The organism is Sphingobacterium sp. G1-14, from assembly GCF_002196555.1.
GTDB lineage: Bacteria > Bacteroidota > Bacteroidia > Sphingobacteriales > Sphingobacteriaceae > Sphingobacterium > Sphingobacterium siyangense.
The window spans coordinates 4,916,851-4,942,660 of sequence record NZ_CP021381.1; the positions used below are offsets into that span (position 1 = coordinate 4,916,851).

The following is a 25,810-nucleotide window of genomic DNA, read 5'->3' on the forward strand; positions in this document are numbered from 1 at the left end:
GAGATAATAGATATTTTATTTTTAGCTTTTTAATTGTTCAATTTAATAAAACCACCGTCAATTGGATAGTCATTCCCAGTAATAAAGCCCGCGTCGTCACTACACAGAAAAAGTGCTAATTTGGCAATTTCCTCCGGTTGTGCCATTCGGCCTATTGGCTGGCTTGCTGATAATTTTTCAAACATTTCTTCCTCTTTTCCAGGATAGTTTTTTGCGATAAATCCATCGACAAATGGCGTATGTACACGTGCAGGCGAAATGCTATTGCAACGAATACCGTATGCCATGTAATCCCTTGCAACAGACATTGACATCGCGTAAATAGCACCTTTGCTCATCGAATAAGCAAAACGATCCGTGATACCAACCCATGCAGCGATGGATGCTAGATTAAGGATTGCTCCAGAACCTTGCGCTTTCATCATCGGCACGATAGCATGCAATGCATTATAAGCGCCCTTAACATTCACATTAAAAACACGCTCAAAATCTTCTGATTGACAATTTTCCAAATTACCAACATGAGCAATACCTGCATTATTTACTAAAATATCAATTTTTCCGATATTTTGTGCTATAGCAGTAATTTCTTGCTGATCAGTTACATTACAACGATTAAACACAGCCTGACCACCCAAAGCCAAGATCTCATCAACCACCGCATTACCACCGTCTTCATTCAAATCCAGAATATGAACTTTTGCTCCTTCTGCAGCAAATTGCAGACTGATCGCACGGCCTATCCCACTACCACCACCGGTAATTACAGCTACTTTTTGTTCTAATTTTCCCATTGTTATTTAATTGTTAATGTCAATACCAAATCTGCTTCATCTGTCGATGTTGGCAAATCCACGCGTAGACTATTGTTCTTATGACTAAACTTAATCTCTTTCTTTCCGATAAATGTGCTTACTTTTTTCACTTGATAAGGCAGGTTATTGATCAACAATTCCTTTTTATCCGTTTTAAACACATGTAGATACACCTGGTTTCCTTTTTTTGTCAACGCATAATCGTCTGTTGGCGACACCGCTCCCCCCTCTGTTCCATAGATTGTTTCACCATAAAGCGATAGCCATTTTCCAAGTTCTTTCAAACGCTCCTGTTGATAGTCCTGAATCTCACCGTTCGGCATTGGACCTACATTGAGCAATAAATTGGAGCCATGACCAGCTGCCTTGACCAGGTATTTCAGCACTTCCTGAAAAGATTTTCGTGTCCGATCTTTCAGTTCAAATCCCCACGATCCAGCAATTGTTCCACATACTTCCTTCGGTAATATCCCAACATCATGTGCTTTCGTGCCGAACCCAGTGGTATTCTCCCCAGGTAAATCACGTTCGAACATCTGAAAATCTTCACCTTCAAATGGTGCCAAATGGTGATTGTTACCCACCAAACATTGTGGCTGTAACTTATGAATCAATTCATAGATTTCTTTGAAATGCCAATCTTCATTGGGCTTGTCCCAATGACCATCAAACCAAATCCCATCGATGTTGCCATAATTGCTCAACAGCTCCGTTAATTGGCTTTTCATAAACTGGACATAATGATTCCAATCCCCTTTTGTTGAATCGCGGCCCGCAATGCCGCCGCCCGTTTTACCAACGGGTAGATAATCATCCCGGTGCCAATCCAAAAGTGAATAGTAGAACATCACTTTTATCCCTTCAGCATGGCAAGCTTCCACCAACTCTTTCACAATATCGCGTTTGAAGGGCGATTTCTTCACCACGTTATAATCCGAAATCTGGCTATCCCACATCGAAAACCCATCATGATGCCTGGTAGTAAAGGTGATATACTTTGCTCCGGCCTGTTTAAATAACTTCGCCCATTCTTTCGCATTGAAGGAAATTGGATTGAAAAATTTAGGCAGCAATGCATATTCATCCAAACTGATATTTTGGTTATTCATGACCCATTCACCATCTCCCAGCACACTATATACCCCCCAATGGATAAAAACACCAAACCGAGATTGTTCAAACCATTCCCTATTTTTTAAATTTTCGGGACTCGGTTGATAATGTTGCTGGCTATAGCTCGCGGATACAGATCCCATCAGCAAGGCCAAACCACAGATTACATGTTTAAGTTTCATATGTAAATAATTAGTTGTCATGGATTTTCAATAAACTCATTATACTCAACTACAATGAAACACCTCTACGCCATGGAATGAAATCGTCTTGCCCCAACAACACCGCTTTTGGTTGCACTTCACCGGAAGCAACTTCTATCACATAATCCAAAATACGATGTGCAACTTCCTCAATAGTCTCTGTACCTTCGATAATGGTACCACAGTTCAGATCCAGGATATCGGGCATTTTCTCAAAAGTTTTGGTATTTGTTGAAAGTTTCACAACCGGTGTAATCGGGTTACCCGTGGGTGTACCTAGGCCAGTCGTAAACAAGACGATATTGGCACCTGCGGCCACCTCTGCAGTGGTACTTTCCACATCATTACCTGGAGTACATAATAAGTTTAACCCCGGACCGTTGGCCAATTCAGGATAATCAATCACTGCTGCAACAGGTGAGGTTCCTCCTTTTTTGGCTGCTCCTGCAGACTTAATCGCGTCAGTAATTAAGCCATCACGAATATTTCCCGGAGAAGGATTCATATAGAAACCCGAGCCATCAGCCTCGGCTTTTGCATTATAAGTACGCATCAGCGACATAAAACGCTCCGCAGTTGGCTCATCGATACAACGATCACTCAACTCCTGTTCCACGCCACATAATTCAGGGAACTCCGCCAGAATCACCGATCCGCCTAAAGTCACCAAAATATCCGACACAAAACCGAGCGCAGGATTAGCAGAGATACCCGAGAATCCGTCCGAGCCACCACATTCCAGTCCAATACACAATTTGTCCAATGTGGCTGGTTTGCGCTCATTTTTATCAGCTTGCATCATCCCCGCAAAAGTTGCTTTAATAGCCTTTTGCATAAGTTCCTTTTCAGTTCCTTCTTTCTGCTGCTCGAAAATATATAGCGGGCGATCAAAACCAGGGCTTCGCTTTTCAATTTCCGCCTTCAGAATAGAAGCCTGCGCATGCTGGCATCCTAAACTCAATACGGTTGCCCCCGCAACATTCGGATGGGTAATATAGCCAGCCAAAAGACCGCATAATGCATCCGAATCCATACGCGTTCCACCGCATCCCATCTCATGATTCAAAAACTTGATTCCATCGACATTTTTGAATAGGCGTTCCTGCTCACTGGAAGTCGAATTAGCAAGCAGATCCTGACTAAGGATCGCATTTACATCAGCACCAGACTTATATAAGCCGATGAGATCTTCGACCTCGGAAACGTAATTATTTGCTTTTACTTTATAGCCCAGCTTCTCCTCAAAAGCAGCTTTCAAGGTCAATACATTTCTGTTTTCGCAAAAAACTAACGGAATAACCAACCAGTAATTGGCCGTTCCAACAGTCCCATTTGAACGGTGAAATCCATTGAACGTTTTATCTTTAAATGCAGCAACATCAGGTTTTGTCCAAGCTGTCTTACGGTTGCCCATTCTAAAATCTTCCGACGCATGGCGCAAGTTTTCGGTGGTAATAAGTTCCCCTTCAGCTAAAGGAGTATTCAATTTCCCTACCAGAACACCATACATCAATATCTCTGTATCTTGTTCCATTGGCTGGATCGTGAATTTATGTTTGGCAGCAACAGCTTGCTTTAATGTAAATTCCTTACCTTCAAAAACAATTGTTGTTCCCTCAGCCAAGTCCTGTAATGCAACAAGGACATTATCCATTGGATGGATCTGTAAATAGCGCTGTATAGCCATAATTATACTAATTCAAATATTTTCGTCATCATTACCCATTTCTCTCCTGGCTTTGCCCCCGGAATAGCCGCCTGATATTTCCACATCAGCTGTTCCCATTCCTGAACTTTTTCATTGGCAGCATCCATAGCTGATTTTTTCTCAAATGAAAAATCTTCACCCACCTCCATGTTCATAAACAATCTATTTTCAAAACGATAGATCTCCATCTGCAGAATACCTGCATCCAGAATCGAGCGTTTTATTTCCGGCCACACTTCGCGGTGGTAATCCTCATATTCCTTGATCAATTGTGGATCGTCCACAAGATCCAAGGCCATGACATATCTTTTCATTACTAACTAATTAATGTGATTTAAGATTTTCTGTTTCCGCAATACTGACATTTCTATTTTGGAAAGCAAACAATAAGACAACAATAAAACAAACCAATGGTACAAAATAGCCGTATTGGAAATGTCCCGTTTTATCGGAGATAAAACCCAATATTGGAGGCAATAAAGCACCACCTACAATAGACATGACGATCAAACTAGAAGCAGATTTGGTATCGGCACCAATACCTTGTACACCAAACGCGAATATTGTCGGAAACATAATGGACATAAAGAATGCAATGCCAATCAGCGCATAAAGGGTCTGAATACCCGATCCGAAAATGACAAATAGGGATAGAACGATCGCTATAGCGGAATAGATGATCAAGAGCTTGGATGCTGATACAAAACGCATAAAAAATGTACCGATAAACCGGCCCAACATAAAAGCCAATCCAGCGAACCCAGCATAATCGGCACCATCCTTACCCGATATTCCGGCAGCTTCTGTTGCATATAATACAAGGAAGCTTAAAATACAAACTTGCGCTCCCACATAGAAAAATTGAGCCACCACTGCCCAACGCACATTTTTATGACGCAATGCGTGGAAAAAACCGGCTCTACCTTCTTCCTCAGCATCTTTGATATCAGGTAATCTGGTAAAGAAAAACAACGCAGCAATCAATAAGATCAATATCCCCAGTACCACATAAGGCAATTTCACAGCAGCTGTTTCCGACTGAATATACGCCATCTTTGCCTGCTCAGCCATTTGCGCCAGTTCTTCCTGTGATTTGGGTTCATGGGATAAAATAAATTTTCCCCCAAAAATCGGAGCAACAAAGGCTGCTAACCCATTAAAAGACTGCGCAAAATTTAGTCTTTGCGCCGACGAAGCTGGATCTCCCAAAATCGCTACATACGGATTTGCAGCGGTTTCCAGAATGGTAAGACCACAGGCTACAACGAACAATGCCCCCAAAAAGAAAACATAACTTATCGTATTGGCCGCAGGTACAAAAAGAAAACAGCCAATGGCAAAAAAGATCAATCCGATCAGAATACCAGCTTTATAGCCGTATCTTTTCATGATAATTCCAGCAGGAATCGCCATCACAAAATAAGCGATAAATACAGCCGAATCGACTAAGGAAGCCTGAAAATGGGATAAACTAAACGCATTCCTCAAATGCGGAATTAAGATTGGATCAAGGTTATGAATAAATCCCCAAAAAAAGAACAAGGATGTCACCAAAATCAAGGCAAATGCGTAACTCTTTTTATTCGTCATATTTTTCAAATGGTTATAAGTAGTTATTTAATGTAAAATAAGCTTAAAAATGCTAGACAATATTCAAGTATATTATCAAATTATTAAGCTATATTACCATATCTAAACTGAATTATGTAACTTTACTGCATATATTTCATAATTATGAAAGCACAGCTGCTTCATTTAAATAGCAATCTTGAGCATTCGTTCAACGCGAGAAGAGACAATACGCCCCAATACCATAATCTTTGGCATTACCATGAAGAACTGGAATTAATTTATTTTGCCAAAGGCTCAGGCACCCAATTTATTGGCGATAGTGTCCGGCGCTTTGAATCAGGCGATATTACCCTTGTTGGTTCAAACCTGCCTCACTATTGGTTATTTGACGAAATTTATCTTCAAGAGGAAGGAGCAGAAAGCGCAGATATTCGTGTAATTCATTTTAAGGAAAACTTTTGGGGAAATGATTTCATTAATTTACCTGAAAATAAATCCATCAAAGACCTTATACGCGTATCCAAAAGAGGCATTTCATTATTGGAGAGCAGCCGACTAAAAACTGTGCAATTAATTGACGCTATCTTGGCAGCAACAGGTACCACACGTATTATTCATTTATTAGAAATCTTACAATTTATTTCGGCCGAAGAACAACATGATCTGTTAACGAGCCCCACTTTTACCATCCAGCTGCAAGATCAGGACGCCAACCGAATGCAGATTGCCATGCAATATATCGGTGAAAATTATCGCGACCAGATACGGCTGCAGGAACTTGCTTCCCTAACGGGAATGACGCCCAATTCTTTCTGCCGCTATTTCAAATCACAAATCGGAAAAACACTCTTTCAGTTTCTGATCGAAATGCGTGTGAAGACAGCCTGCAATTTATTAATAGAAAACAAACAGACGGTGAAGCAGATCTGCTTTGAATCAGGTTTTCAAAACTTTTCGAGCTTCCATAAATACTTCAAAAATGTAACTGGCACTACACCGCTCAGCTTTCAGCGATCAAAAACTTAAGACAATTTTACCCAATAAGCTTGAATCTTCCATCAATCGATGGGCTTCAGCAGCCTCCGCAAAAGGAAGCACGCGGTATAAGGTAGGTTTGAAATCGCCAACGCTGAGCTTCGGCCATACTTGAGACCAGATATCATCCCGTAGCACTTGCTTAAATTCACGGTCTCTCGCCCGCAGCGTACTTCCCGTTAGAACAATCCGTTTCTGCATTAATTTGAGCAAGTTTAACTCGACTCTTGCGCTTTCCATCGCATTAATGTAAACCAATCGACCATCAGGGTTCAATAGATTGATATTTTTCTCAAAATATGATCCGCCAATACTATCTAAAATAACATCAACTCCCAAAGGCTTCAGCGCCTCCAGAAAATCCTCCGTTTTATAATTTATTGTTTTACTGGCTCCCAATGATTTACAAAAGCTAGCCTTTTCAGATGAGCTGACTGTCGTATATACTACCGCACCAAACAAGGTCGCTAACTGAATGGCCGTACTGCCAATCCCTCCAGCACCACCGTGCACTAAAAAATGATCGTCGGCCTGCAACTTACCCCTTCGAAAGACATTGTCCCAGACTGTAAAAACGCTCTCGGGCAGCGAGGCTGCCTCCGCAAAACCCAAATGGTCGGGAATAGGTAAACAATGTCCCTGATAGACTTTCGCATAGGAAGCATAGCCACCACCGGCAACAAGCGCACATACACGATCACCAATAGCCCAATCGACCACATCCTTACCTTTAGCGACTACAATCCCTGCTATTTCCAATCCCGGTATTCGCCCATCTACACCGGCTGGTGCCGGATAGTTACCTTTACGCTGAAAGACATCAGGTCTATTCACTCCTGCAGCCTTTACTTCCACCAAAACTTCAAGTTCACCGATCTGCGGCATCTCCACATCACGGACTTCCAAAACTTCCGGTCCCCCCGGTTCAGTAATAATGACGGCTTTCATCATGATTTTTTCGGGTATTTCTGTAATCTTATATTGAGCGAAAGCATAAAATAACGAGCCAGGCGATTGTTCCGAACATCTAAAATATCATTTCCCACCACGGCACGTGAAATACCAGTATTCTGATTCATCAGATCGAATCCCTGAAATCTCAACATCCCCAAGTTATTCCTTCCAAAAGTATATTCCATATAGGCATTGATTATCGTCGGATTAATATTGTTCCATGAGCTCGAATAACCCGCATTAAATTTTTGAGAAAGCTCAAGTCCCATGGTAAAATGTTTCCCTAAATAAGCTTTAGATCCCAACCCAACAATCCCTGAATGTGCCGTGATATTATCTTGTACAGGCCAGTCAAATGTCGCCCTGTTTAAAGAATAGTTTCCATTTAATTCGGCTTCAAAGATATCACTCCAGGTATAGCGGAATTGAAGAGCCTGCGTAAACAAAAAGTGTCCACCAAAGCTCTTTTTATCATTGACATAGGAAATATTGTTGTAATAATCTGCATTACCATTCAAGCTCATCTGCAAATTATCCGACAATAAAGAAGCTGTAAACAAATAATAGCTCTTAATATCATAATAACCTTCTGTATTGCGATAGGTCGTTTTCTGTATCGTTGAATTAGGTTCAATTGTCCGGTTTGCTACAATCTTGTCATTTACCAAATTAAAAGCCAGACTCGCTTCTAAATATTGCCCTCTTCGTGTAATGGACTTCCGATACTTTGAAACAATACTATGTGCAAATTCGGATTTCAAATCCTTATTTCCGATCACAATATTTTGTGTGTTGGTATTATCCACCACAGGCTGTATCTGATAGAAGCTAGGCTGGTTATTACGTCCATAATAGTCCATGGAAAGATCCTCTTCTTTGGTAAACTTCCATTTCAATCCAGCAGAAGGCACGAGGTTAACATTTGAATAGGAGGTTTTTATCAGTTTGTCCGTTGAACTTCCCGTTAATTCGGAAGGCTGAACAGCAAAACCGAAGTTCACTTTCACTTTCTCGCTTAAATCTTGCCGATAAATCATGCCGACTTTATTGCTAGCAAAGGAATAGTCGTACTTCAAACTAAGGGAGTCTACCAGTATGGGGCCGTTGTTAAAATTATTGTTATTATCAAAAGTGGAGCGGCGAGCATCAATTTTGGTATAGTCGAAATCGTAATTAATCTCCAAGGTACCACCTAAATCAACAGGCTCCACCAACGACAACCGACTTTGGATATTTTTATTTTCATTGCTGGAACGGACCATTTGATTCAGATAAGTCTCTGTTATTTTTGGCACATTCGTGCTACTGTCGATCGCTCTATTAAAATCGCGCACTTCCTCATCTTTATCCAGGGAATTAAAATCCGTATGCAATGTATAAAGTACTTTCCGCCCCGGTTTAGTAAAACTTCGCACGTAAAAAAGATCTAAAGCCGCTGCAGGACTTTCTGTACTATTGGCCGCGCCATAGTTTCCCGTACTGCTCAACCGATTATTTTGAATCCTTCTATCTTTTAACGTATTGCTGGTCGAATTGGTCCAAGATAGTTTGGGTGATATTTTAAGCTGATCTTTGGGCGACAGCTTCATATCAAAATCCCAGTCCATTTTATGTATACGATCGATTGATTTTATCTTGTAGTCTTCATAATTACTAATCAAATTATTCGCTGCTTTGCCGTATCCATATATCGATTGTAATAAGGAATTTCCCTGGATATAATTATTGCGCTGCGTAAAGGAATATTTACCGCTTGCTGTTACCGTTTTAGAAAGTGGACTAGAGAAACTCCCCCCGACAGATCCGATTTTATTGACCCCATCCGTTGGATCCGCAAAGTCGGCTAGCTCGCCCATTTCCCGTTCCCGCTCCCCTCCATTGGGAGAGCCGAAAGAAAAGAGATTGGTATTCGTATTATTCACCGATGCGATAACAGAGTACTCTTTACCGTCATTGAAACGATTCAGCCCAGCACTCCCCAAATAACGATCTACCGAACCACCGCCAAGCGTGGCTTGACCAAAAGTAATTTTCTTCTTATCATCTTTGAGCACGATATTCAGGACTTTCTCAGATTCTGCACTTTTAATTCCTTTTGCGGTCGCCTCATCACCATAAAAATCAATAACCTGTACACTTTTCACAAAATCTGCAGGAAGGTTACGTGTAGCAGTGAGCACATCGCCACCAAAGAATTTTTTTCCATCCACCTTAACAGAGGATATGGGCTTACCGAAGGCATAGACAGAACCATCACGGGAGACCTGTATATTGGGCAATGCTTTAAGAGCCTCTTCTAAGAGTGCCCGACGATCAAATTGAAAGGCATCTAGGTTAAATTGAACAGTATCCTGCTTATATACAATGGGTTTATATTTCAGTACAACAACTTCTTTTAAAAGAGATACATGGGGAAACATGGTCAATTTTCCGACATCCAATTTAGCTGTCGTGCTATTATATAACGGATAACTACGCTCCAATATACTTAAGCCCAGCTGGCTACAGCTAATACGAATATCATTACCGAGTACACGACTAAAATGAAAATAACCTGTTGCGGAAGTGGATGAGAACAAGGTATCGCGAGAACTCGTCAGATGAACACTGACGCCATTTAAGGGCCTTCCTGCAGTATCTACAACAATTCCATAAACTTCTTTTTTTGACACCTGCCCTAAAGCGCTTTTGGGTAAAAAAAACAAGTTCGTTATAGCTAAAAAAAGTACTAACCGGATAATATTCCCGCCCCTTAGTTCCATCAAATAGACTTTGCAATAATACAATTCAATATAAGAATTCTTAAGCTATTAACGTAAAAAGTTGTGATTTTGTATATAAAAAAACGAGCTGTTTTCTCAACAGCTCGTTTTTTACACTATTTTTTACAATTTATTATTCACCCGCAAAGGCAACCTTAACGAGGTGTTTGTCAATTTCCCAACGACCAGTACCGTCTTCACCAATCACATCGAACAACTCAAGGATACGTCTTGCAACAAACTCCTCTTCTACTTGCTCTTCCAAGAACCATTGTACAAAATTAAAAGTAACATAATCCTTCGCTTTAGCACATTTATCGGCGATGTTGTTGAACTGTTCAGTAACAAACATCTCTTGTTCCAATGTTTGTTCAAAAACGCCACGGAACGATTCAAAATCTTGAGGGATACCTGTAACTTCCGGAGAAATTGCACGACCACCGCGGTTGTTGATATAATTGAAAAGCTTCAACATGTGCTCACGCTCTTCGTTGGATTGCTTCGCAAAAAATTCTGAAGCATTTTCCAAACCTTGATCATCACACCATGAAGACATTGCCAAATATAAGGCTGAAGAATGAGCTTCAACTTTAATTTGTGCATTCAATATATTTTCGATCTCTTCTTTCAAAGAAGATTTTAATTTCAATAAATCTTTCATATTTACCTTAAGTTTAATTTCTAAAATATCAACAGGTGAAACACATTATCACCTGATTACACTACAAAGATACAGTAGATCTTCAAAATCTGTATCAAGAATATGCAATACAAATTCAGTCTAAATTAGACATGGAAACCGCAACTTGTTTAGAATCAATACAATTACAAATACATAATATTGACACTTTCAATAAGCGATAAATTAAAACAATAAGTGGCTTAAAGGCCTAAAAACCATTGAATGTCAATAAAACCAGAGGAAGACCACATTGACACTTATTTAAATTAAAATTAAATAAGGTCTTTCCAAACAAAAAGCGGTGTACATCACAGACGTACACCGCTTTTTTCAATTCTTTTATATGTATAGCCTTATGCAAAAACTGCAAATGGCGAAACCTGCAAACAAGTTCTGACTACGCTATTCAATTCCATCATAAATTTAGCGCCATCTAACAATTCGCGCAATTGAAGGACATCCTCTACAGCTAAGATGAAACACCTTTCGGTACGGAAAGGCATAATGACTTCAAAATCCGATGAACGTGTTGTGTCGTGAAGCATGTGCTCAACATCAATCGCATCGATACGCTTCTTAAACTTCAAAAAATCCGATACCGAGAAAGAAGTTGTTTCATTATTATATTCCAACCAGAAACAATTTTTGCGGCTACATTGATAAACTGTACCTGCTGTGGTTGAAAAAACTTCCTCAACATTTGCTAACGGACAAACCAATTTTGACATTTCTATTTCTCTTATCATTTAAATCGATCAAAAATAAATATTATTTATAATCAATCCAAGTAAAACAGAAGATTATTTTGATTTAATATAAATAAGCCTACCAACAACTCATGCAAAATAAATCCTTCCTAATTTCGCATGGATCAACAGACCTGAAAATCCACGCAAGGTTCTTACTAGCCAATTGCAATAGACGGGTAAAAAAAAGGAGGTCAGTAGCAACTGACCTCCTGTATGTATTTCTATATTTTAATAGTTATTAATCGTATTCTTCTTCCTCTTCTTCTTCCTCTACGGCAAGAACTTCATTACGCCCATTGATAACTGTATTTTTCGTCTTTGTTTTATGTTTGTTAATCTGTCTACGCAAGGATTCTACAGCAATATCTGTCGCCTCCTCAAAGCTTTTCGCTTGCCCTTTCGCAAAAAGCTGGCTTCCCGGGATATTCAATTTAATTTCTGAAATTTTATTTGCCTCATCATCGACATTTTCCAATCGCAGGTAGCATTCGCCCCCAATAATGGAATCCAAAAACTGCTCCAATTTTCCTGTTTTCTTTTTGATAAACTCGATTAGCTTTTGATCAGCAGTAAATCGAATGGATTGCACAGTAATGTTCATTTTTCCTCCTTTTTTTAAGCTTTTGGATGAGCTTGTTTATAAATTGACTTCAATCGTTCTGCTGAGTTATGCGTGTACACTTGTGTTGCCGCAAGCCCTGCATGCCCCAGCAGCTCTTTAATTGCATTTAAATCCGCCCCATTGTCCAACAGGGCCGTTGCGAAAGTATGTCTCAAAATATGAGGACTTCTCTTACCTTGAGTAGAAATCAGCGTCAATTGCCGATGTACAATATCATAGATCAGCTTGGCATATGCCGGCTTTCCTTCTTTCGTAACGATTAGTAAGCTGTTATTAGTATCAACAAATTGCGTCGCCTTTTGTTGCAAATAGTTTTTCAATTCTTTCAATAAAAGATTATTGATCGGAACCAAGCGTTCTTTGTTCCTTTTACCTAATATAAGAATATTTTTATTAAAAAAATCGATATCCTGCTCCTTAATTTTCAACAATTCGGCCAAACGAATCCCGGTACCGAACAACAATTCCATAACCATATAATCGCGACAGGATTCAAATCCATCCTGCTCCTGTTCCATCTGATCCAATAAACGCATCAGCTTTTCCTTTTCAACGACTACAGGTAGTTTTTTAGCAGTTTTTAACGCTTTAATGAGCGTCATGGGATTTTTCGCGATACACTCTTCTCTTTGCAAAAATTTAAAATAAGTTCGCATTGAAGACATACTCCGGTTGACTGAACTTGCATTTTTTCCGGACTCTACCATTTGCGCGAAATAATGACGTAAATCACGGTATACGATATCCTGCACAGTCAGTCCCTCACGATCCAAAAAAGACTGGAACATCTCCAGCTCATGCTTATAGGCAATAACCGTATGTTCTGAATACCTTTTTTCAATCTGCAAAAACCGAATAAACTCCTTTTCCAACATATTTTCCCTTGCTATATAGCTTAAATTACAAACTTAAAAGCACAAAAAAAAGGGAAAAGCATTGCTTTTCCCTTTATATTTTAAAATTCTCAGCGAATCAATTAGTTAGCTACATCTTGATTCAAAGCTTGTTTGTAAATCGCTTTTTTCACTTGAATGCGACGAGTTACAGATCTCTTTTCGTAAGCTTGACGTGAACGCAACTCTCTTAAAACTCCAGTTTTTTCGAATTTCTTTTTGAAACGTTTCAATGCTCTATCTAAAGATTCTCCTTCTTTTACATTTACGATAATCATGCGTTATATATACCTCCTTTCGCCGCTTTTAAATTTAAAGTGGGACAAAGGTAAGCTATTTATTTTTAAAAAGGAAAACAAAATTATTTTTTATAACAATTCGAATTCTTCCAACAAAATTCTTAGCGGTTTCTCCTTCGTACACAATGCCGTATGCCAACCCAATTGTTTTGCTGTCGCCAGATGTTGAGGACTATCATCAATAAATAAAGTCTCCGCCGGATCCAATTGTTGCTCTTGCATGACTAATTCAAAAATCTCCGCATCAGGTTTGCGCATCCCTACCAAATGAGAGTAATAGGTCTTTTCAAAAAAACCTTCATTGTCGGCAACACCATATTTCTCATGAATATCATTCATACAATAGGCATAATGAATTGCATTGTTGTTACTTAACAAAAAGGTACGGTATCGATCTTTCAACTGGACTAAAATCTCATGATTTCCCTGTGGTACACCGATCAGTAAACTGTTCCAGGCCGTATCAATCTGTGCGTCCGTCAGTGCTGGATTTTGGGTTAATTCTCTTATCCCCTCACGAAATTGCGTCGAATCAATTTTTCCTTTATCAAAATTATCAAAAAGTGCACTTTGACCATGATGTCCAAATACGGCATCAACATTTTCTATACCTAACTGAGTAAAAGCATCTTTCAATTTTACAAAGTCGATCATAAAGATCACATTCCCATAATCAAGAACAATATTTTTAATTTTTTCCATCGAATTATTTTGAAATATCGATACAAATATCGATAATTGCATCGTCAAAACGGCACAACAGCTGTTTAAATTGACAAAACAAAAGACCTGCTCCTATAGCTCAGTCGGTTAGAGTAGAAGACTCATAATCTTTTGGTCCCTGGTTCGAGCCCAGGTGGGAGCACAAAGCAAAAAAGCGGCTTTTCTATGCGAAAAAGCCGCTTTTTTCGTTTCTTTCCATTAATCTTTATTGATGGAATGGCCATGGGATACCTTCCCTATTTGGCCAGTTTTGCATAGTTTTTTGTTGAACTTCACGTAAAAATGTAACAAATATGTAACGGGAATTTTTACGTGCTAAAGAAAAAAATTATGGCAACCGTAAGCGCAAAAGTTTATGAACACCACAAGAAATCCGATGGCACCTACAATGTAAAAATCTGTGTCTATCACAAGGGGGAAAGAAAGTTTTTGGATACTAACCACTATGTTGTTCAGAAGCAACTCACCAAAGAAAAAAAGATCAAGGACACCTTTGTTCTTGACAAGTTAAATGACCAACTCAAGGAGTACCGTAAAGCAATTAGCGAACTTGATGGGAGACTTGAATATTTCACAGCGGAAGCTTTAAAAGATTACCTGAAAGATATGGATGAGGATGTAGAATTCATATCATTTTGCAGGGAACATATCGAACGATTAAAAGCTGATGGAAGAAACGGAACAGCCAAGAACCATACAGCCATCTGCAATAGCCTTGTTGATTATTTTAAAAGACATACTGTATCCATAAAGGAAATAAATTCAAACATGCTGTTTTTGTATGAACGATTTCTGAAGTCGGATAGAACTATGACTAGAATTAATCAACTTGGTAATTCGGTAATAACCACAGAGAAAGGTTTATCGGACAGTGGGCTTCACAACCACATGAGAGATCTAAGAACACTCTTTAATGAGGCCAGGAGAAAATACAATAACGAAGATTTAGGCATCTATCGAATCAAACATTATCCTTTTTCAAAATATAAGGTAGGTTCTCCCCCTCTAACAAAAAACAGAAACAATGAAATAGATGATGTTTTAAAATTAAGGGATTGGCCTACAGTACCCAACAGTCGAGCTGAGTTAGCCAAAGAACTTTATATGCTATCATTCTATCTATGTGGCATCAATGCTGTAGATCTATACTATTTAAAAAGATCAGATATCAGAAATGGTAGAATAGATTATAATCGAAAGAAAACAAAGGATTTAAGAAAAGATAATGCATTTATTAGCATTAGAATAATTGATGAAGCTAGGCCACTTCTCGAAAAATATATCGAAAAACTACGAAACCGATATAGAAGTCCGAATTATCTTAATTATGCATTATCAAAGGGAATGCTCCACCTACGTAACCTAACCGGAATTAAAAATCTTACCCTATATTGGGCGAGACATACTTTTGCGAGTACTGCTAGAAATAGATGTCGCTTAAACAAAGATGACGTCTCACTAGCTCTTAATCACGTCGATGAAGGAAATAGAGTAACTGACATTTATATCGAAAAAGACTGGAAAATTGTTGATGATGTTCAAAAAAAAGTAATCAGAATTCTAAGAAAAATCGAGTTTAAGAAAGATAAGCCGAAGAAATCTACAAAAAAGAAGAATAAAAATAAACAAGCTGCATAATGTATACTGGAACGAAATTATTCGTTCCAGTATACTTTTTAAATAATTCCTAATCTTATATTATGAAAACAATTCTGTTATTCTTTATCATTTGTATACTATCAACAATTGGGCTTTTCACTGCTCTTAGCATGAAAACTCCTTGGATTGGATTTTCATTGGTATTTTTTACATGTTTTGTATTTATTTGCAACACCACTAAGACGAAGAACTAATAGCAATGTCAACTGTTGTCTGAGTTATCCATTCTACATGGACTAATAACATTAACCTTAGATTTGGCAGTATCGGCTAAGACATGATATTACTATTTTTTTTAGAGATATTACTTGAGTTAATGAATTTATATTTATTATTTTCACCACAAATTTGTAACAGTAGTGTAACAACACCAAATTTTGATAAATAAAAACTACTCAATAAAATTACAATAACTAAAGCTTTTATGAATTTGATTTCCCGAATGGCTCATCTCTTTGCTAAATTAGGTGCAAATGTTACTATAAAACATATCGATTTACTTTAATAATATTATAAAACAAATTATATTAGGTTATAATAGAGTAGTTATGGACATATCAAAAGAATTTTCGCATATTTGTTAGAACTTTATTAATTATAAAAGCTAATATAATTGTTTGATGTTCTAGACCACAATTCATATGAATCAATACGAAACTCTTTTAAAATACGTGCAAGAAAATGGGATAAAAAAGACCGACAGGACTGGTACTGGTACTATTAGTATATTCGGCTATCAGATGAGGTTCGATTTAAGTGCGGGTTTCCCTTTGGTAACGACTAAGAGAATACATTTAAAATCAATTATACATGAACTTCTTTGGTTTTTAAAAGGAAGTTCAAATATTACATATTTGAAAGAAAATGGTATAAGTATATGGGATGAATGGGCTGATGAAAACAACGAATTAGGACCTGTTTATGGGACTCAGTGGAGAAATTGGCCGACCCCAGATGGAGGACATATTGATCAGATTGCAAAAGTAATTAATACAATCAAAAATAATCCCGATTCAAGGCGAATAATAGTAAGTGCATGGAATGTTGCAGAAGTAGACCAAATGGCTTTACCACCTTGTCATCTCATGTTTCAATTTTATGTAGCTGAAGGTAAATTATCTTGTCAGATGTATCAAAGAAGTGCAGATATGTTTTTAGGAGTTCCTTTTAATATCGCATCCTATGCACTTCTTACTATGATGGTGGCTCAAGTTTGCGGATTAGAAGCTGGTGAATTCATTCACACCTTAGGTGATACACATATTTACATGAATCACATGGATCAGGTTGAACTTCAATTAAGCAGAAAACCAATGCCATATCCAAAAATGTTAATAAATCCTGATGTGCGGGATATTTTTAACTTTAAATATGAAGATTTTAAAATCGAAGGCTATCAGCCATATCCTTCTATTAAAGCTCCAATTGCAGTATGATTTCAGTTGTTAAAGAGTTAAAAAAAAATAATGCGGAGGCGAATTTAATTATAGATGGTTTATTAAATGAATACGCACTAACTGAAACACCTATAGAAGTAAGTTTCAGAGCACTAATTCCTGAATTCAAAAAGGCCGATAGGTATACACATCTTATACATAGTTATCCAGCTAAGTTGTTGATGCATATACCATATTTTTTCTTGAGAAACAATATTTTCTCAAAGCCTGGGGATACTATTTTAGATCCTTTTTGTGGAACTGGAACCGTATTACTGGAATCTGTGTTGGCAGGAAGAAATGCAATTGGGGCTGATGCTAATCCACTTGCGCGTTTGATTGCGAAGGTGAAAACGGCTAACTACTGTATTGAAACATTATATAATATTTTATCTCGTTTGATAGATAAAGAAGACGATCGCCAATTTGAAAATAGCTTTCCTGATGTAGTAAACATAGATTATTGGTTTAATGCGCAAAACAAAAAGGCTTTACTTTTGTTGAGAAATAAGATCCACACAATCGAGGACAATGATTACCAAGACTTTTTTTTAGTTTGTTTTTCAAATCTGATAAAAAAAGTAAGCTATGCTGATCCTCGTGTAAGTGTTCCTGTACGCTTGAATGCTAAACGATATGTAGAAGGTACTGCAAATTTTAAAAAGGTTGAGAAACGCCTAGCTGAGCTTGAAGATATTGATGTATTTTCAAAATTTGAAGCTATTGCAAGGGAAAACATTAATAGGTTTCAGGAATTAGGAAAAATATATGAAGAGCGGGTCACACCTGTTACTTCCAATATTATTTCTAAGGATGCACGAAATCTCACAGTTTCTTTGGATAGTGATAGTAACTTAGTAGATCATTCTGTAGATTTAATAATAACCTCACCACCATATGCAGGAGCGCAGAAATATATTCGATCTTCTAGTTTGAGTTTAGGCTGGTTAGGTTTCGCAAATGCTAATGAGCTCAAACATTATGATCAATTAAACATTGGACGAGAAAATTATTCAAAATTAGAAAGAGCGATTAAAAAAACAAATATTCAGTCTTGTGATTCTCTTATCTCGGATGTTTCACTAATAAATCCAACACGTGCTCAAATAATTTCAAATTATATCGTCGAAATGCAAAGTGCTATCATTGAAAGTATCAGAGTATTAAAACCGAATGGATATTTTATTTTAATTGTTGGCAATAACAAGGTCTGTAATTATGAATTTAATACACAAGAATATTTATCAGAATTTATTCAAAGTAAGGGCTTAAAGCTTGTCTTAAAGTTAATTGATGATATAAAATCTTATGGCTTAATGACCAAGCGAAATAAAACAGCCGATATAATTTCAAGAGAATGGGTACTAATATTTAAAAAGCCAGCGGATGAAAATTAATACGCTGCCTATAAAAGATCGATTACTAGAAAAAGTTCATGCTTATTATCAAACTATCTGGCAGGATAAATTTAAAGATAATATTCACATAGATTGGTTGAATAATTTTTCTGGTTCAAATGCAGTTCTTTCTGAGAAAGAGCAGTTAAATATGCTTTATTTACTATCCAAATTTATGTATTTTGGTAATGTAGAATTAAGAGAACTCCTTACAGCGCTGTATAGAGATTTATATAAATACCCGATTATATCTGCTATAAGGAAAGCAAATGCTGACTCAACTGATTGCTCATTTCTGAGTGCGGAATTTCAAAAGGAACTCGCTGTAACAAAATTTCTTGGTGTTGGAAATCCATCAGAAAGCGGTGTTCATCTTTTATATTATTTTAGGCAGGAATGTAAGCTATCAAAAAAACACTTCATAAATACAAGTGATATTTTTGAAACATTTAAGGTGGAAGATTTAGATAAGGACGGAAATAAAAGATCTTATCTAAAGAGCGAAATTAAAATTAAGGATGTTAAACGATATATTTTCATCGATGATTTTTGTGGTAGTGGTCAGCAAGCTACATCTTATTTAAAACCCATAGCCGAAAATATTAAATTTGAGAATCCGGATATTGAAATTAAATATCTGATGCTATTCGCCACAGCCAATGGTCTTGCTGAAGTAAGAAAAGTTAAAGCTTTCGATAATGTTGATGCAGTATTTACTTTAGATAATTCCTTTAAAGCTTTTTCAGCAGATTCCAGATACTTTAAGACCAATGTAGATAACGACATTGAAAAAGCTTTTTCTAAAGCAACAGCTGAAAAGTATGGAGTTCCACTTTTTAATCCGTCTTTAGGCTATGGCGATTGCCAACTACTTTTTAGCTTATTTCACAATACGCCAGATAATTCTTTACCTATATTTTGGAGTGATGCAAATAACTGGAAACCAATATTCAAAAGGTACTATAAAATCTATTAGAAATGATTGGAGAACTTGATAATCCTTTTAGCGTAACTAAGGCAACAGAATTTTCAGATGTTGAGATTAACGAATATTGGGTTAATTTTAACACAAAGGATAATATATCCATAAATTCCATTCTAAATCCAAGCGAATTTTTACCAAAGTATATAATTGGAGGAAAGGGTTGTGGAAAAACCCATATTCTTCGCTATTTTTCTTATCCATTGCAAAAAATAAGAAATGTTGATATTCATTCACTACTCAATTCCGAAAAATATTTAGGTCTTTACTCAGTGTTTCATGGTTTAAATTCTAGTCGATTTAATGGTAAAGGTATAGATGACAATCAATGGTGTTCAATTTTTGAATACTATTTTGAATTGTATATCTGCGATAATTTACTTACATGCATCAAAGACGTTATGTCTGAATTAGGCTTAACTAGCAAGGTCGAAAAAACACTTGTTAACAAGATTATTTCAATATTCAGCAATACGGAAGAGCTATCTTCTTGTCATAATTTTGACAGTCTAGTTGACTTTATTAGCGTCCTTAGACGGAAAATTGATTTTCAGGTATTGAATGCTGCTTTTACAAGGAAACTTGATTATGAAGAGGTGAGTATTTTATTCTCCCCAGGTGATCTCTTGTTTGGAATTCCTAAAATTATCAGTGAAAATCATGGTTCGTTCGAGGGAGTAAAATTCATCTATATTTTTGATGAATATGAAAAGCTCTTCGAATGGCAAAAACGCTTTATCAACACATTGGTATGGGATAAAAAAAATCCTGTCACCTTTTGGATTGGAGCTAGAAAATATGGTTTTACAACAAGAGAAACGAAATCAGGACAAGAAATGAAGTCTGGATCGGAATTTCAGGATGTGAACTTAGATACGTTAATAAGAAATAATGAAGACTTATACAAAGACTTCGCAGAAAAGCTTTGTACAGATAGGTTAGTCAAATATTATAAAAACAGGAAGTTAGAAGAGCCAACAATTGAAATTAGTAGAAAATTTCATGAAAAATTTGAAAAGTATGATGAAAATAAGATTTTAAACGAAATCAAAGAAAAAAATACAAAGAAGGAATATGAACATCTTCGTGAATTTAGAAAGAAATTAAATTCTGCTATTAAATCTAATTATGCTCTAGAGATACGTAATCCGAAACAAATTGAAGATATAGTGAATTCAATTACGGAAAGTACAGAAGATAATCCACTGTATCAAAAGTATAAGTTATTTTATTTCTATAAGCTTTGGAATAAGGCAAAGCCAGGAGACAGTATAAAGAAGTATTTGCAAGAGATCAATAAAGAGTTCATAAAATTTAGAAGGAATAAGGAGAGCGCTTTCGATGAAATAAAAGATAAAAGAAAAAAGGATTTCATAGCACAACTTGCAAAGGAAAATAATATTAAAAACACAGAATATTCGGGTATTGATAAGTTTATAGAGCTTTCACAAGGCAACGTAAGACATTTTATTTTAATATTAAAAAAAGCAATCGAAAATTCCAGAATTCGTGGTGAAAGACCACTTGAAGACGGTGGAAGAATAAGTTTAGATGCTCAATACCTAGCGGTTTATGATACTGCAAAGTGGTTTTATGAAGATATAGAAGTAGTTGGCGAACAAGGTAAAGAAATGTACAGTTCTTTGAAGAATTTAACTGACTATTTTATACAGGAAAGATTTTGTGACAAGCCAGTTGAGACAACAGTTTCATGTTTCTACGTCAAGGCTGATGAATTATCTGGAAAAGCGTTAAAATGCCTTGACTTGCTGAAGATGCATTCAGTATTAATCGAAGATGAAGAAGGACGATATGACAGGAATACTGGACGAAAAGAACGACTATTTCAACTTAATAAAATATTAGCCCCGTTGTGGAATCTTCCTACTGTCGTTAGGGGGAGTATATCCCTAAACAACGAAATTGCGGAAGCAATACTTAATCATGATCAAAATAGTCGATTTCAAAAATTGTATAAGCTTCGTAAAAATCAATTAAACGCGCCTGAATTTTTAAAAATTAAATCTCAGGATACTCAAACTCTCTTTTAATCAAACGTATGGTAGATTATACGATATTTTATAAAACTAGTTATGAAAATGGCAATATCAATACTTTAGAAGAGTACGACTTCTTTTTTTCTGCTTATGATGACTGCGAAAGAACTAAAGTTCTATTTGACAAAGTTAAATCCCATAAAAAAGTATGGATTGATTTCCCTCATTACAAACATGGTACATTAAAGATAAATGATTTATACACTTGTGTATCTTTTAAAGAAGATGAGTGCTTTATTGATTTGTTTTCGCAATTAACACTTCTTGATAATTCTAAAATTTGTATTGATATTACTGGATTCATACGTCCACATTTGATATTTTTTATTACCTATTTGTATAGGCTTGGCATAAAGAAAATAGATTTTCTTTATTCTGAACCTCATCATTACAAAAATGCAGAAGAGACTACATTTTCTGGGTTTATTGATGAAGTAAAAATTATTGAAGGTTGTAGCGCAGCCGTAAATCATGCTAATATTGATAATGATTTACTTATAATTGCTGCTGGGTACGATGATAAATTGATTGCAAAAGTTTCTCAAGAGAAATCAAAGATTAAAAAGAAATATTATATTCTGGGATTTCCCTCTCTTCAACCGGATATGTATCAGGAGAGCATTCTTAAAATTCATCAGGCTAAGGAATCTATTGGACATCGTATTGATAAGTTCGCTCCAGCTTTCGATCCCTTCGTAACCGCTCAAACCATCAGTGAGATAATTAAGGAAAATCCAAATCATACAAATATTTATTTAAGCCCTCTTTCAACTAAGCCTCAAACTTTAGGTATTGCTCTATATTATTTATGGAATTTTAATAAAAAGTCTCTGAATATTATCTTTCCATATAGCAACACGTATTTACCTAAAACTGCAACAGGAATTAAAAAAACTTGGAAATACACATTTGAATTACCTTAATTTCAAATGTGTATTTTTAAATAAGCTTCCTATTCCAGAAACTTTTAAATTGAGCAAGCAGAATTTGGGCAGTGCCCTATTTTTATTGCCGCATTTGCTAGAAATGGGTTTAGAGTATGCTCCGGGGATACTCTTGAACCTTTAAAAATAATTAGCACCGATTTTTCGTATACGCTTTAGTATAATTCTCTCTATCTACTTTTTGCTATCACCCTATTCGGTAGTCAAGGGAATCTGATTTCATTACAATACTAGATTCGAATTCTAATCTTTTTTGACCCAATTTCGAGACTAAGTGTGACTACCTAGCAAAATAAAGCAAATTTTCTATGCAGGAGAGACGCTTTATCAGTTTCTTCGCTTCCAATTTTCATTGTGAAAGGTGAAGCTAGCTAATTAGCTTGGTGAATAAAAAATAGAGGGAAAGTCTTTCCAGTATTTACATACTACCTACCTCTTTTAATTTCTTCATTTTGTAAATCCAAATTGGCTTGAGTTACAATATTGTTTTTAGGTTGGGCATACTGGCCTTTTTTGAGACCAGATTCCAAAATGCATAATCCGGAGGATATGCACCCAATATCCGGCTGTTAATCCAGGCTGAAAAGGAGCTGATATCTCTGCCATTCCGGCATTTATGCACCCAAAAACAGCGTAAAGGGAGCTGTTTAGGGAGAAATTCGGAGCTGCTCCGTCGTGATTCCGGAGGATATGCACCCAGCAGGTGGATCGGGGTATAGATCCGGGACGATTCCGGAGCATGTGCACCCAGAAAAGGCACGATAACCGTTGTTTTGATCTACATAAACAGCGATTCCGGAGGATATGCACCCAGTTGGACCCTATTATTTTCTGTGCTTTTTGTTTAATTGCCAATTCCATCAAGAAAAGGCATATGGCAGGAAAAACAAAAAGAATGAGCACGATAAAACAATTACTCCGTTTACATCTCCAGGGGCTGTCCAACCGTAAGATTGCCGAGCAGATCGGTCTTTATAAGGGTACGGTGAACCGTTATGTCCAGAAGTTACAGGTCATCAGCCGCCCTGTCGGAGAACTGCTGGATATGGAAGAACCTGTTCTGGAGAGGCTTTTTACGGCAGGATCCCCCGCCTACCTACAGGACCGTTTCGAAGACTTCAAGCCTCTTATACCATATCTGGAAAAAGAACTCGGCCGCAAACACGTTACCCGCAAACTGCTCTGGGAAGAGTACCGTGCGGAGCACCCTGATGGCTACGGTTATTCGCAGTTCTGTCACCATCTGAACCAATTATCGGTAGCCCGCAGGGGCAGCGCGGTCTTCCAGCACGACCCGGCACACCGATTACAGGTTGACTTTGTGGGCGATACGCCGGGTTATATTGACCGCGACAGTGGGGAGATCATCAAGGTACAGGTGCTGGTTGCCGTCCTCCCATACTCCAATTATACCTTCGCCATGGCCGTTCCCACCCAGCACACCGACGACTTTCTATATGCGCTGGGAAAATGTCTGGAACATCTTGGAGGCGTACCTCAGGTACTCGTCCCGGACAATCTGAAAGCGGCCGTTATCCGGGCCGATAAATACGAACCGGTACTGAACAAAGTGATGGAGGACTTTGCCGAACACTATGGGCTGGTGGTCATTCCGGCAAGACCCCGTAAACCCCGGGACAAGCCCCATGCCGAGAACAGCGTACGGCTGATCTACCGCCGTGTGTTCGCCAAGCTTCGCAACAGGGTCTTTTTCTCCCTCTCGGAGCTCAATGCGGCGATCATGGAAAAAGTACGCGAGCATAACCAGACCCGTATGCAGCGTGAACCCGTAAGCCGGCAGGAGCGGTTCCTTGCTGATGAAAGGCACCTGCTCAGGCCCCTTCCCGAAAAACACTTTGAAAAACGGTATTATGCGGAGCTGACGGTAAACACCAACAACTGCGTCCTTCTTGGGCGTGACAGCCGACATTATTCGGTGCCCTTTGCCTATATCGGAAAGAAGACGCAGGTCATCTATACCCGCACACTGGTCAGTATCTACTGCGAGGGGAAAAAGATCGCCGTGCATCCACGGGAGATGGGCGCGGGATACACGACCCGTCAGGAGCACTTTGCCTCCAACAGCGGACACCAGATGCGCCGTAGCCCGGACTACTACATCGGTCTGGCAGCGCAGCGCTCTGCCGGGCTGGCCCGCCTGATCCGGCGCATCTTTGATACGGAGAATATCCCCGAACTGGCATTCAGGACCTGTGACGGGCTGCTCCAGCTGCAGCGCAAGACCCCGCCGGATATCTTTGAAGAGGCCTGCAGTATAGCCTACGACAATGATCTGCTGGGCTATAAACGCCTGAGCGGGATCATACGGCAGTGTGCCCTTTCCAGGGCACAGCAGACCTCGGAACAGACCGTTTTACTGCCCCGGCACGAAAATATCCGGGGCAAGGGCTACTACAGTTAATTACATAATCAGATAAAACATCAAAAAATGGAAGAACAAAAATCAAAGCTACAGGCATTACGGCTATCGGGTATGGCCGGATGCCTACAGACCCTTTATGAGACCCGGAAAATACATGAACTCTCGCTGATCGATGGCCTGCAGATGCTGATACAGGCCGAAAGCGATGTCCGCTGGAACAACCGCTACAGCAGGCTGCTCAAGAATGCAAACTTCCGCTACACGTCATCTCTGGAGCAGATCGATACAGGAGGGCATCGGGGGATCGACCCGGGTATGCTCAGCACACTTGCCGTGGGAAACTACATCAAAAACGGAGAATCCATCCTGATAACCGGCGCTACGGGCGTTGGTAAATCCATGCTGGCAACGGCTCTGGGCCATCAGGCCTGTAGGCAGGGCTACTCGGTGATGTACTACAATACCCAAAAGTTACTGCCTGCTCTAAAAGTCGCCAGACTGGAGGGAGCACTGATCAAAAGGCTGGAAAAGCTGGCAAAAGCGGATCTGCTCATCCTCGATGACTTCGGACTGACCGCGCTGGACGGCCAGCAGCAGAATGATATCATGGAAATAATCGAGGACAGGCATGCAAGAAAATCGACCATCATCGTCAGCCAGCTGCCCGTGGCAGCATGGTTCGACATCTTCCCCGAGCAGACAATAGCCGATGCCATACTCGATAGGATTGTGCATACGGCACACCGCTTTACTATAAAAGGTGAAAGCTTACGTAAAAAAAGGTAACTTTGTCATGCTGAACAAAAAGCACAGGAACTAAAA

At 38.3% G+C, this 25,810-nt stretch carries 22 protein-coding genes and 1 tRNA gene; 10 read left to right on the forward strand and 13 right to left on the reverse strand.

What is annotated here, in order from left to right; genetic code table 11:
- Window positions 1-29: 29 nt before the first annotated feature.
- The 5 genes from CBM24_RS21285 to fucP are packed head-to-tail and all read right to left on the reverse strand — an operon-like array spanning window position 30 to window position 5,429.
- A complete protein-coding gene (locus tag CBM24_RS21285; RefSeq protein ID WP_075993924.1) occupies window positions 30-794 on the reverse strand; it encodes an SDR family NAD(P)-dependent oxidoreductase in 765 nt (254 codons plus the stop codon).
- A gap of 2 nt (window positions 795-796) precedes the next feature.
- Complete coding sequence (locus tag CBM24_RS21290; RefSeq protein ID WP_075993925.1) at window positions 797-2,110, reverse strand: alpha-L-fucosidase; 1,314 nt, start codon at window positions 2,108-2,110, stop codon at window positions 797-799.
- Between the two features lie 49 nt (window positions 2,111-2,159).
- On the reverse strand, window positions 2,160-3,818 hold the full coding sequence (locus CBM24_RS21295) for a UxaA family hydrolase (protein WP_075993926.1): 1,659 nt from the start codon (window positions 3,816-3,818) through the stop codon (window positions 2,160-2,162).
- A 2-nt stretch (window positions 3,819-3,820) separates the two neighbouring features.
- The gene (locus tag CBM24_RS21300; protein ID WP_046672141.1) at window positions 3,821-4,153 is read right to left on the reverse strand and encodes an L-rhamnose mutarotase; all 333 of its coding nucleotides are present in this window, start codon (window positions 4,151-4,153) and stop codon (window positions 3,821-3,823) included.
- A 10-nt stretch (window positions 4,154-4,163) separates the two neighbouring features.
- Entirely contained in the window at window positions 4,164-5,429 is a 1,266-nt protein-coding gene (gene fucP, locus CBM24_RS21305; RefSeq protein WP_088162634.1) for an L-fucose:H+ symporter permease, read from the reverse strand.
- 144 nt (window positions 5,430-5,573) lie between these two features.
- Between fucP and CBM24_RS21310 the strand changes: the two genes are divergently transcribed.
- Window positions 5,574-6,437, forward strand: coding sequence for an AraC family transcriptional regulator (locus tag CBM24_RS21310; protein WP_075993929.1), 864 nt, complete (start codon window positions 5,574-5,576; stop codon window positions 6,435-6,437).
- On the opposite strand, the gene CBM24_RS21315 is transcribed toward CBM24_RS21310, so the two are convergent.
- The 8 genes from CBM24_RS21315 to CBM24_RS21350 all read right to left on the reverse strand — a co-directional run bounded on the left by CBM24_RS21315 (window position 6,426) and on the right by CBM24_RS21350 (window position 14,109).
- On the reverse strand, window positions 6,426-7,397 hold the full coding sequence (locus CBM24_RS21315) for an NAD(P)H-quinone oxidoreductase (RefSeq protein ID WP_312352184.1): 972 nt from the start codon (window positions 7,395-7,397) through the stop codon (window positions 6,426-6,428). The genes CBM24_RS21310 and CBM24_RS21315 overlap by 12 nt on opposite strands.
- Window positions 7,394-10,072: a TonB-dependent receptor gene (locus CBM24_RS21320; protein ID WP_232475595.1), complete on the reverse strand. Its 2,679-nt coding sequence runs from the start codon at window positions 10,070-10,072 to the stop codon at window positions 7,394-7,396. Before CBM24_RS21320 ends, CBM24_RS21315 begins: the two co-directional genes overlap by 4 nt.
- Window positions 10,073-10,295: 223 nt before the next feature.
- Complete coding sequence (locus CBM24_RS21325; protein ID WP_075993930.1) at window positions 10,296-10,823, reverse strand: ferritin; 528 nt, start codon at window positions 10,821-10,823, stop codon at window positions 10,296-10,298.
- 374 nt (window positions 10,824-11,197) lie between these two features.
- A complete protein-coding gene (locus CBM24_RS21330) occupies window positions 11,198-11,590 on the reverse strand; it encodes a DUF6686 family protein (RefSeq protein WP_232475596.1) in 393 nt (130 codons plus the stop codon).
- A gap of 241 nt (window positions 11,591-11,831) precedes the next feature.
- Window positions 11,832-12,194, reverse strand: a complete 363-nt coding sequence (gene hpf, locus CBM24_RS21335) for a ribosome hibernation-promoting factor, HPF/YfiA family (protein ID WP_088162635.1) — start codon at window positions 12,192-12,194, stop codon at window positions 11,832-11,834.
- A 14-nt stretch (window positions 12,195-12,208) separates the two neighbouring features.
- The gene (locus CBM24_RS21340; protein ID WP_088162636.1) at window positions 12,209-13,090 is read right to left on the reverse strand and encodes a tyrosine-type recombinase/integrase; all 882 of its coding nucleotides are present in this window, start codon (window positions 13,088-13,090) and stop codon (window positions 12,209-12,211) included.
- Window positions 13,091-13,191: 101 nt separating this feature from the next.
- Window positions 13,192-13,386, reverse strand: coding sequence for a 30S ribosomal protein S21 (rpsU, locus tag CBM24_RS21345; protein ID WP_088162637.1), 195 nt, complete (start codon window positions 13,384-13,386; stop codon window positions 13,192-13,194).
- Between the two features lie 90 nt (window positions 13,387-13,476).
- Window positions 13,477-14,109: an HAD family hydrolase gene (locus CBM24_RS21350; RefSeq protein ID WP_175441966.1), complete on the reverse strand. Its 633-nt coding sequence runs from the start codon at window positions 14,107-14,109 to the stop codon at window positions 13,477-13,479.
- A gap of 89 nt (window positions 14,110-14,198) precedes the next feature.
- On the opposite strand from CBM24_RS21350, the gene CBM24_RS21355 reads away from it, so the two are divergent.
- From CBM24_RS21355 to istB, 9 genes are all read left to right on the forward strand, one after another.
- A tRNA-Ile gene (locus CBM24_RS21355) sits at window positions 14,199-14,272 on the forward strand.
- 188 nt (window positions 14,273-14,460) lie between these two features.
- Complete coding sequence (locus tag CBM24_RS21360) at window positions 14,461-15,768, forward strand: site-specific integrase (RefSeq protein ID WP_198385976.1); 1,308 nt, start codon at window positions 14,461-14,463, stop codon at window positions 15,766-15,768.
- A 662-nt stretch (window positions 15,769-16,430) separates the two neighbouring features.
- On the forward strand, window positions 16,431-17,225 hold the full coding sequence (locus CBM24_RS21365; RefSeq protein WP_088162640.1) for a thymidylate synthase: 795 nt from the start codon (window positions 16,431-16,433) through the stop codon (window positions 17,223-17,225).
- The gene (locus CBM24_RS21370; protein WP_088162641.1) at window positions 17,222-18,622 is read left to right on the forward strand and encodes a DNA methyltransferase; all 1,401 of its coding nucleotides are present in this window, start codon (window positions 17,222-17,224) and stop codon (window positions 18,620-18,622) included. Before CBM24_RS21365 ends, CBM24_RS21370 begins: the two co-directional genes overlap by 4 nt.
- A complete protein-coding gene (locus CBM24_RS21375; RefSeq protein ID WP_088162642.1) occupies window positions 18,612-19,598 on the forward strand; it encodes a hypothetical protein in 987 nt (328 codons plus the stop codon). Before CBM24_RS21370 ends, CBM24_RS21375 begins: the two co-directional genes overlap by 11 nt.
- A gap of 2 nt (window positions 19,599-19,600) precedes the next feature.
- Complete coding sequence (locus tag CBM24_RS21380) at window positions 19,601-21,655, forward strand: hypothetical protein (protein WP_088162643.1); 2,055 nt, start codon at window positions 19,601-19,603, stop codon at window positions 21,653-21,655.
- Window positions 21,656-21,663: 8 nt separating this feature from the next.
- On the forward strand, window positions 21,664-22,584 hold the full coding sequence (locus CBM24_RS21385) for a hypothetical protein (protein WP_088162644.1): 921 nt from the start codon (window positions 21,664-21,666) through the stop codon (window positions 22,582-22,584).
- A gap of 895 nt (window positions 22,585-23,479) precedes the next feature.
- On the forward strand, window positions 23,480-25,027 hold the full coding sequence (gene istA / locus CBM24_RS21395) for an IS21 family transposase (protein WP_088160577.1): 1,548 nt from the start codon (window positions 23,480-23,482) through the stop codon (window positions 25,025-25,027).
- A 27-nt stretch (window positions 25,028-25,054) separates the two neighbouring features.
- Window positions 25,055-25,774 carry an IS21-like element helper ATPase IstB gene (gene istB, locus CBM24_RS21400; protein ID WP_088160576.1) on the forward strand — a complete coding sequence of 240 codons (720 nt, stop codon included), beginning with the start codon at window positions 25,055-25,057 and terminating at the stop codon, window positions 25,772-25,774.
- The last annotated feature ends 36 nt before the right edge of the window (window positions 25,775-25,810 follow it).

What these genes read in the sequence shown, in the direction of transcription:
- CBM24_RS21285 (WP_075993924.1), bottom strand. Translation starts at nt 794, where the DNA reads ATGGGAAAATTAGAACAAAAAGTAGCTGTAATTACCGGTGGTGGTAGT.
- CBM24_RS21290 (WP_075993925.1), bottom strand. Translation starts at nt 2,110, where the DNA reads ATGAAACTTAAACATGTAATCTGTGGTTTGGCCTTGCTGATGGGATCT.
- CBM24_RS21295 (WP_075993926.1), bottom strand. Translation starts at nt 3,818, where the DNA reads ATGGCTATACAGCGCTATTTACAGATCCATCCAATGGATAATGTCCTT.
- CBM24_RS21300 (WP_046672141.1), bottom strand. Translation starts at nt 4,153, where the DNA reads ATGAAAAGATATGTCATGGCCTTGGATCTTGTGGACGATCCACAATTG.
- fucP (WP_088162634.1), bottom strand. Translation starts at nt 5,429, where the DNA reads ATGACGAATAAAAAGAGTTACGCATTTGCCTTGATTTTGGTGACATCC.
- CBM24_RS21310 (WP_075993929.1), top strand. Translation starts at nt 5,574, where the DNA reads ATGAAAGCACAGCTGCTTCATTTAAATAGCAATCTTGAGCATTCGTTC.
- CBM24_RS21315 (WP_312352184.1), bottom strand. Translation starts at nt 7,397, where the DNA reads ATGATGAAAGCCGTCATTATTACTGAACCGGGGGGACCGGAAGTTTTG.
- CBM24_RS21325 (WP_075993930.1), bottom strand. Translation starts at nt 10,823, where the DNA reads ATGAAAGATTTATTGAAATTAAAATCTTCTTTGAAAGAAGAGATCGAA.
- CBM24_RS21330 (WP_232475596.1), bottom strand. Translation starts at nt 11,590, where the DNA reads ATGATAAGAGAAATAGAAATGTCAAAATTGGTTTGTCCGTTAGCAAAT.
- hpf (WP_088162635.1), bottom strand. Translation starts at nt 12,194, where the DNA reads ATGAACATTACTGTGCAATCCATTCGATTTACTGCTGATCAAAAGCTA.
- CBM24_RS21340 (WP_088162636.1), bottom strand. Translation starts at nt 13,090, where the DNA reads ATGTTGGAAAAGGAGTTTATTCGGTTTTTGCAGATTGAAAAAAGGTAT.
- rpsU (WP_088162637.1), bottom strand. Translation starts at nt 13,386, where the DNA reads ATGATTATCGTAAATGTAAAAGAAGGAGAATCTTTAGATAGAGCATTG.
- CBM24_RS21350 (WP_175441966.1), bottom strand. Translation starts at nt 14,109, where the DNA reads ATGGAAAAAATTAAAAATATTGTTCTTGATTATGGGAATGTGATCTTT.
- CBM24_RS21360 (WP_198385976.1), top strand. Translation starts at nt 14,461, where the DNA reads ATGGCAACCGTAAGCGCAAAAGTTTATGAACACCACAAGAAATCCGAT.
- CBM24_RS21365 (WP_088162640.1), top strand. Translation starts at nt 16,431, where the DNA reads ATGAATCAATACGAAACTCTTTTAAAATACGTGCAAGAAAATGGGATA.
- CBM24_RS21370 (WP_088162641.1), top strand. Translation starts at nt 17,222, where the DNA reads ATGATTTCAGTTGTTAAAGAGTTAAAAAAAAATAATGCGGAGGCGAAT.
- CBM24_RS21375 (WP_088162642.1), top strand. Translation starts at nt 18,612, where the DNA reads ATGAAAATTAATACGCTGCCTATAAAAGATCGATTACTAGAAAAAGTT.
- CBM24_RS21380 (WP_088162643.1), top strand. Translation starts at nt 19,601, where the DNA reads ATGATTGGAGAACTTGATAATCCTTTTAGCGTAACTAAGGCAACAGAA.
- CBM24_RS21385 (WP_088162644.1), top strand. Translation starts at nt 21,664, where the DNA reads ATGGTAGATTATACGATATTTTATAAAACTAGTTATGAAAATGGCAAT.
- istA (WP_088160577.1), top strand. Translation starts at nt 23,480, where the DNA reads ATGGCAGGAAAAACAAAAAGAATGAGCACGATAAAACAATTACTCCGT.
- istB (WP_088160576.1), top strand. Translation starts at nt 25,055, where the DNA reads ATGGAAGAACAAAAATCAAAGCTACAGGCATTACGGCTATCGGGTATG.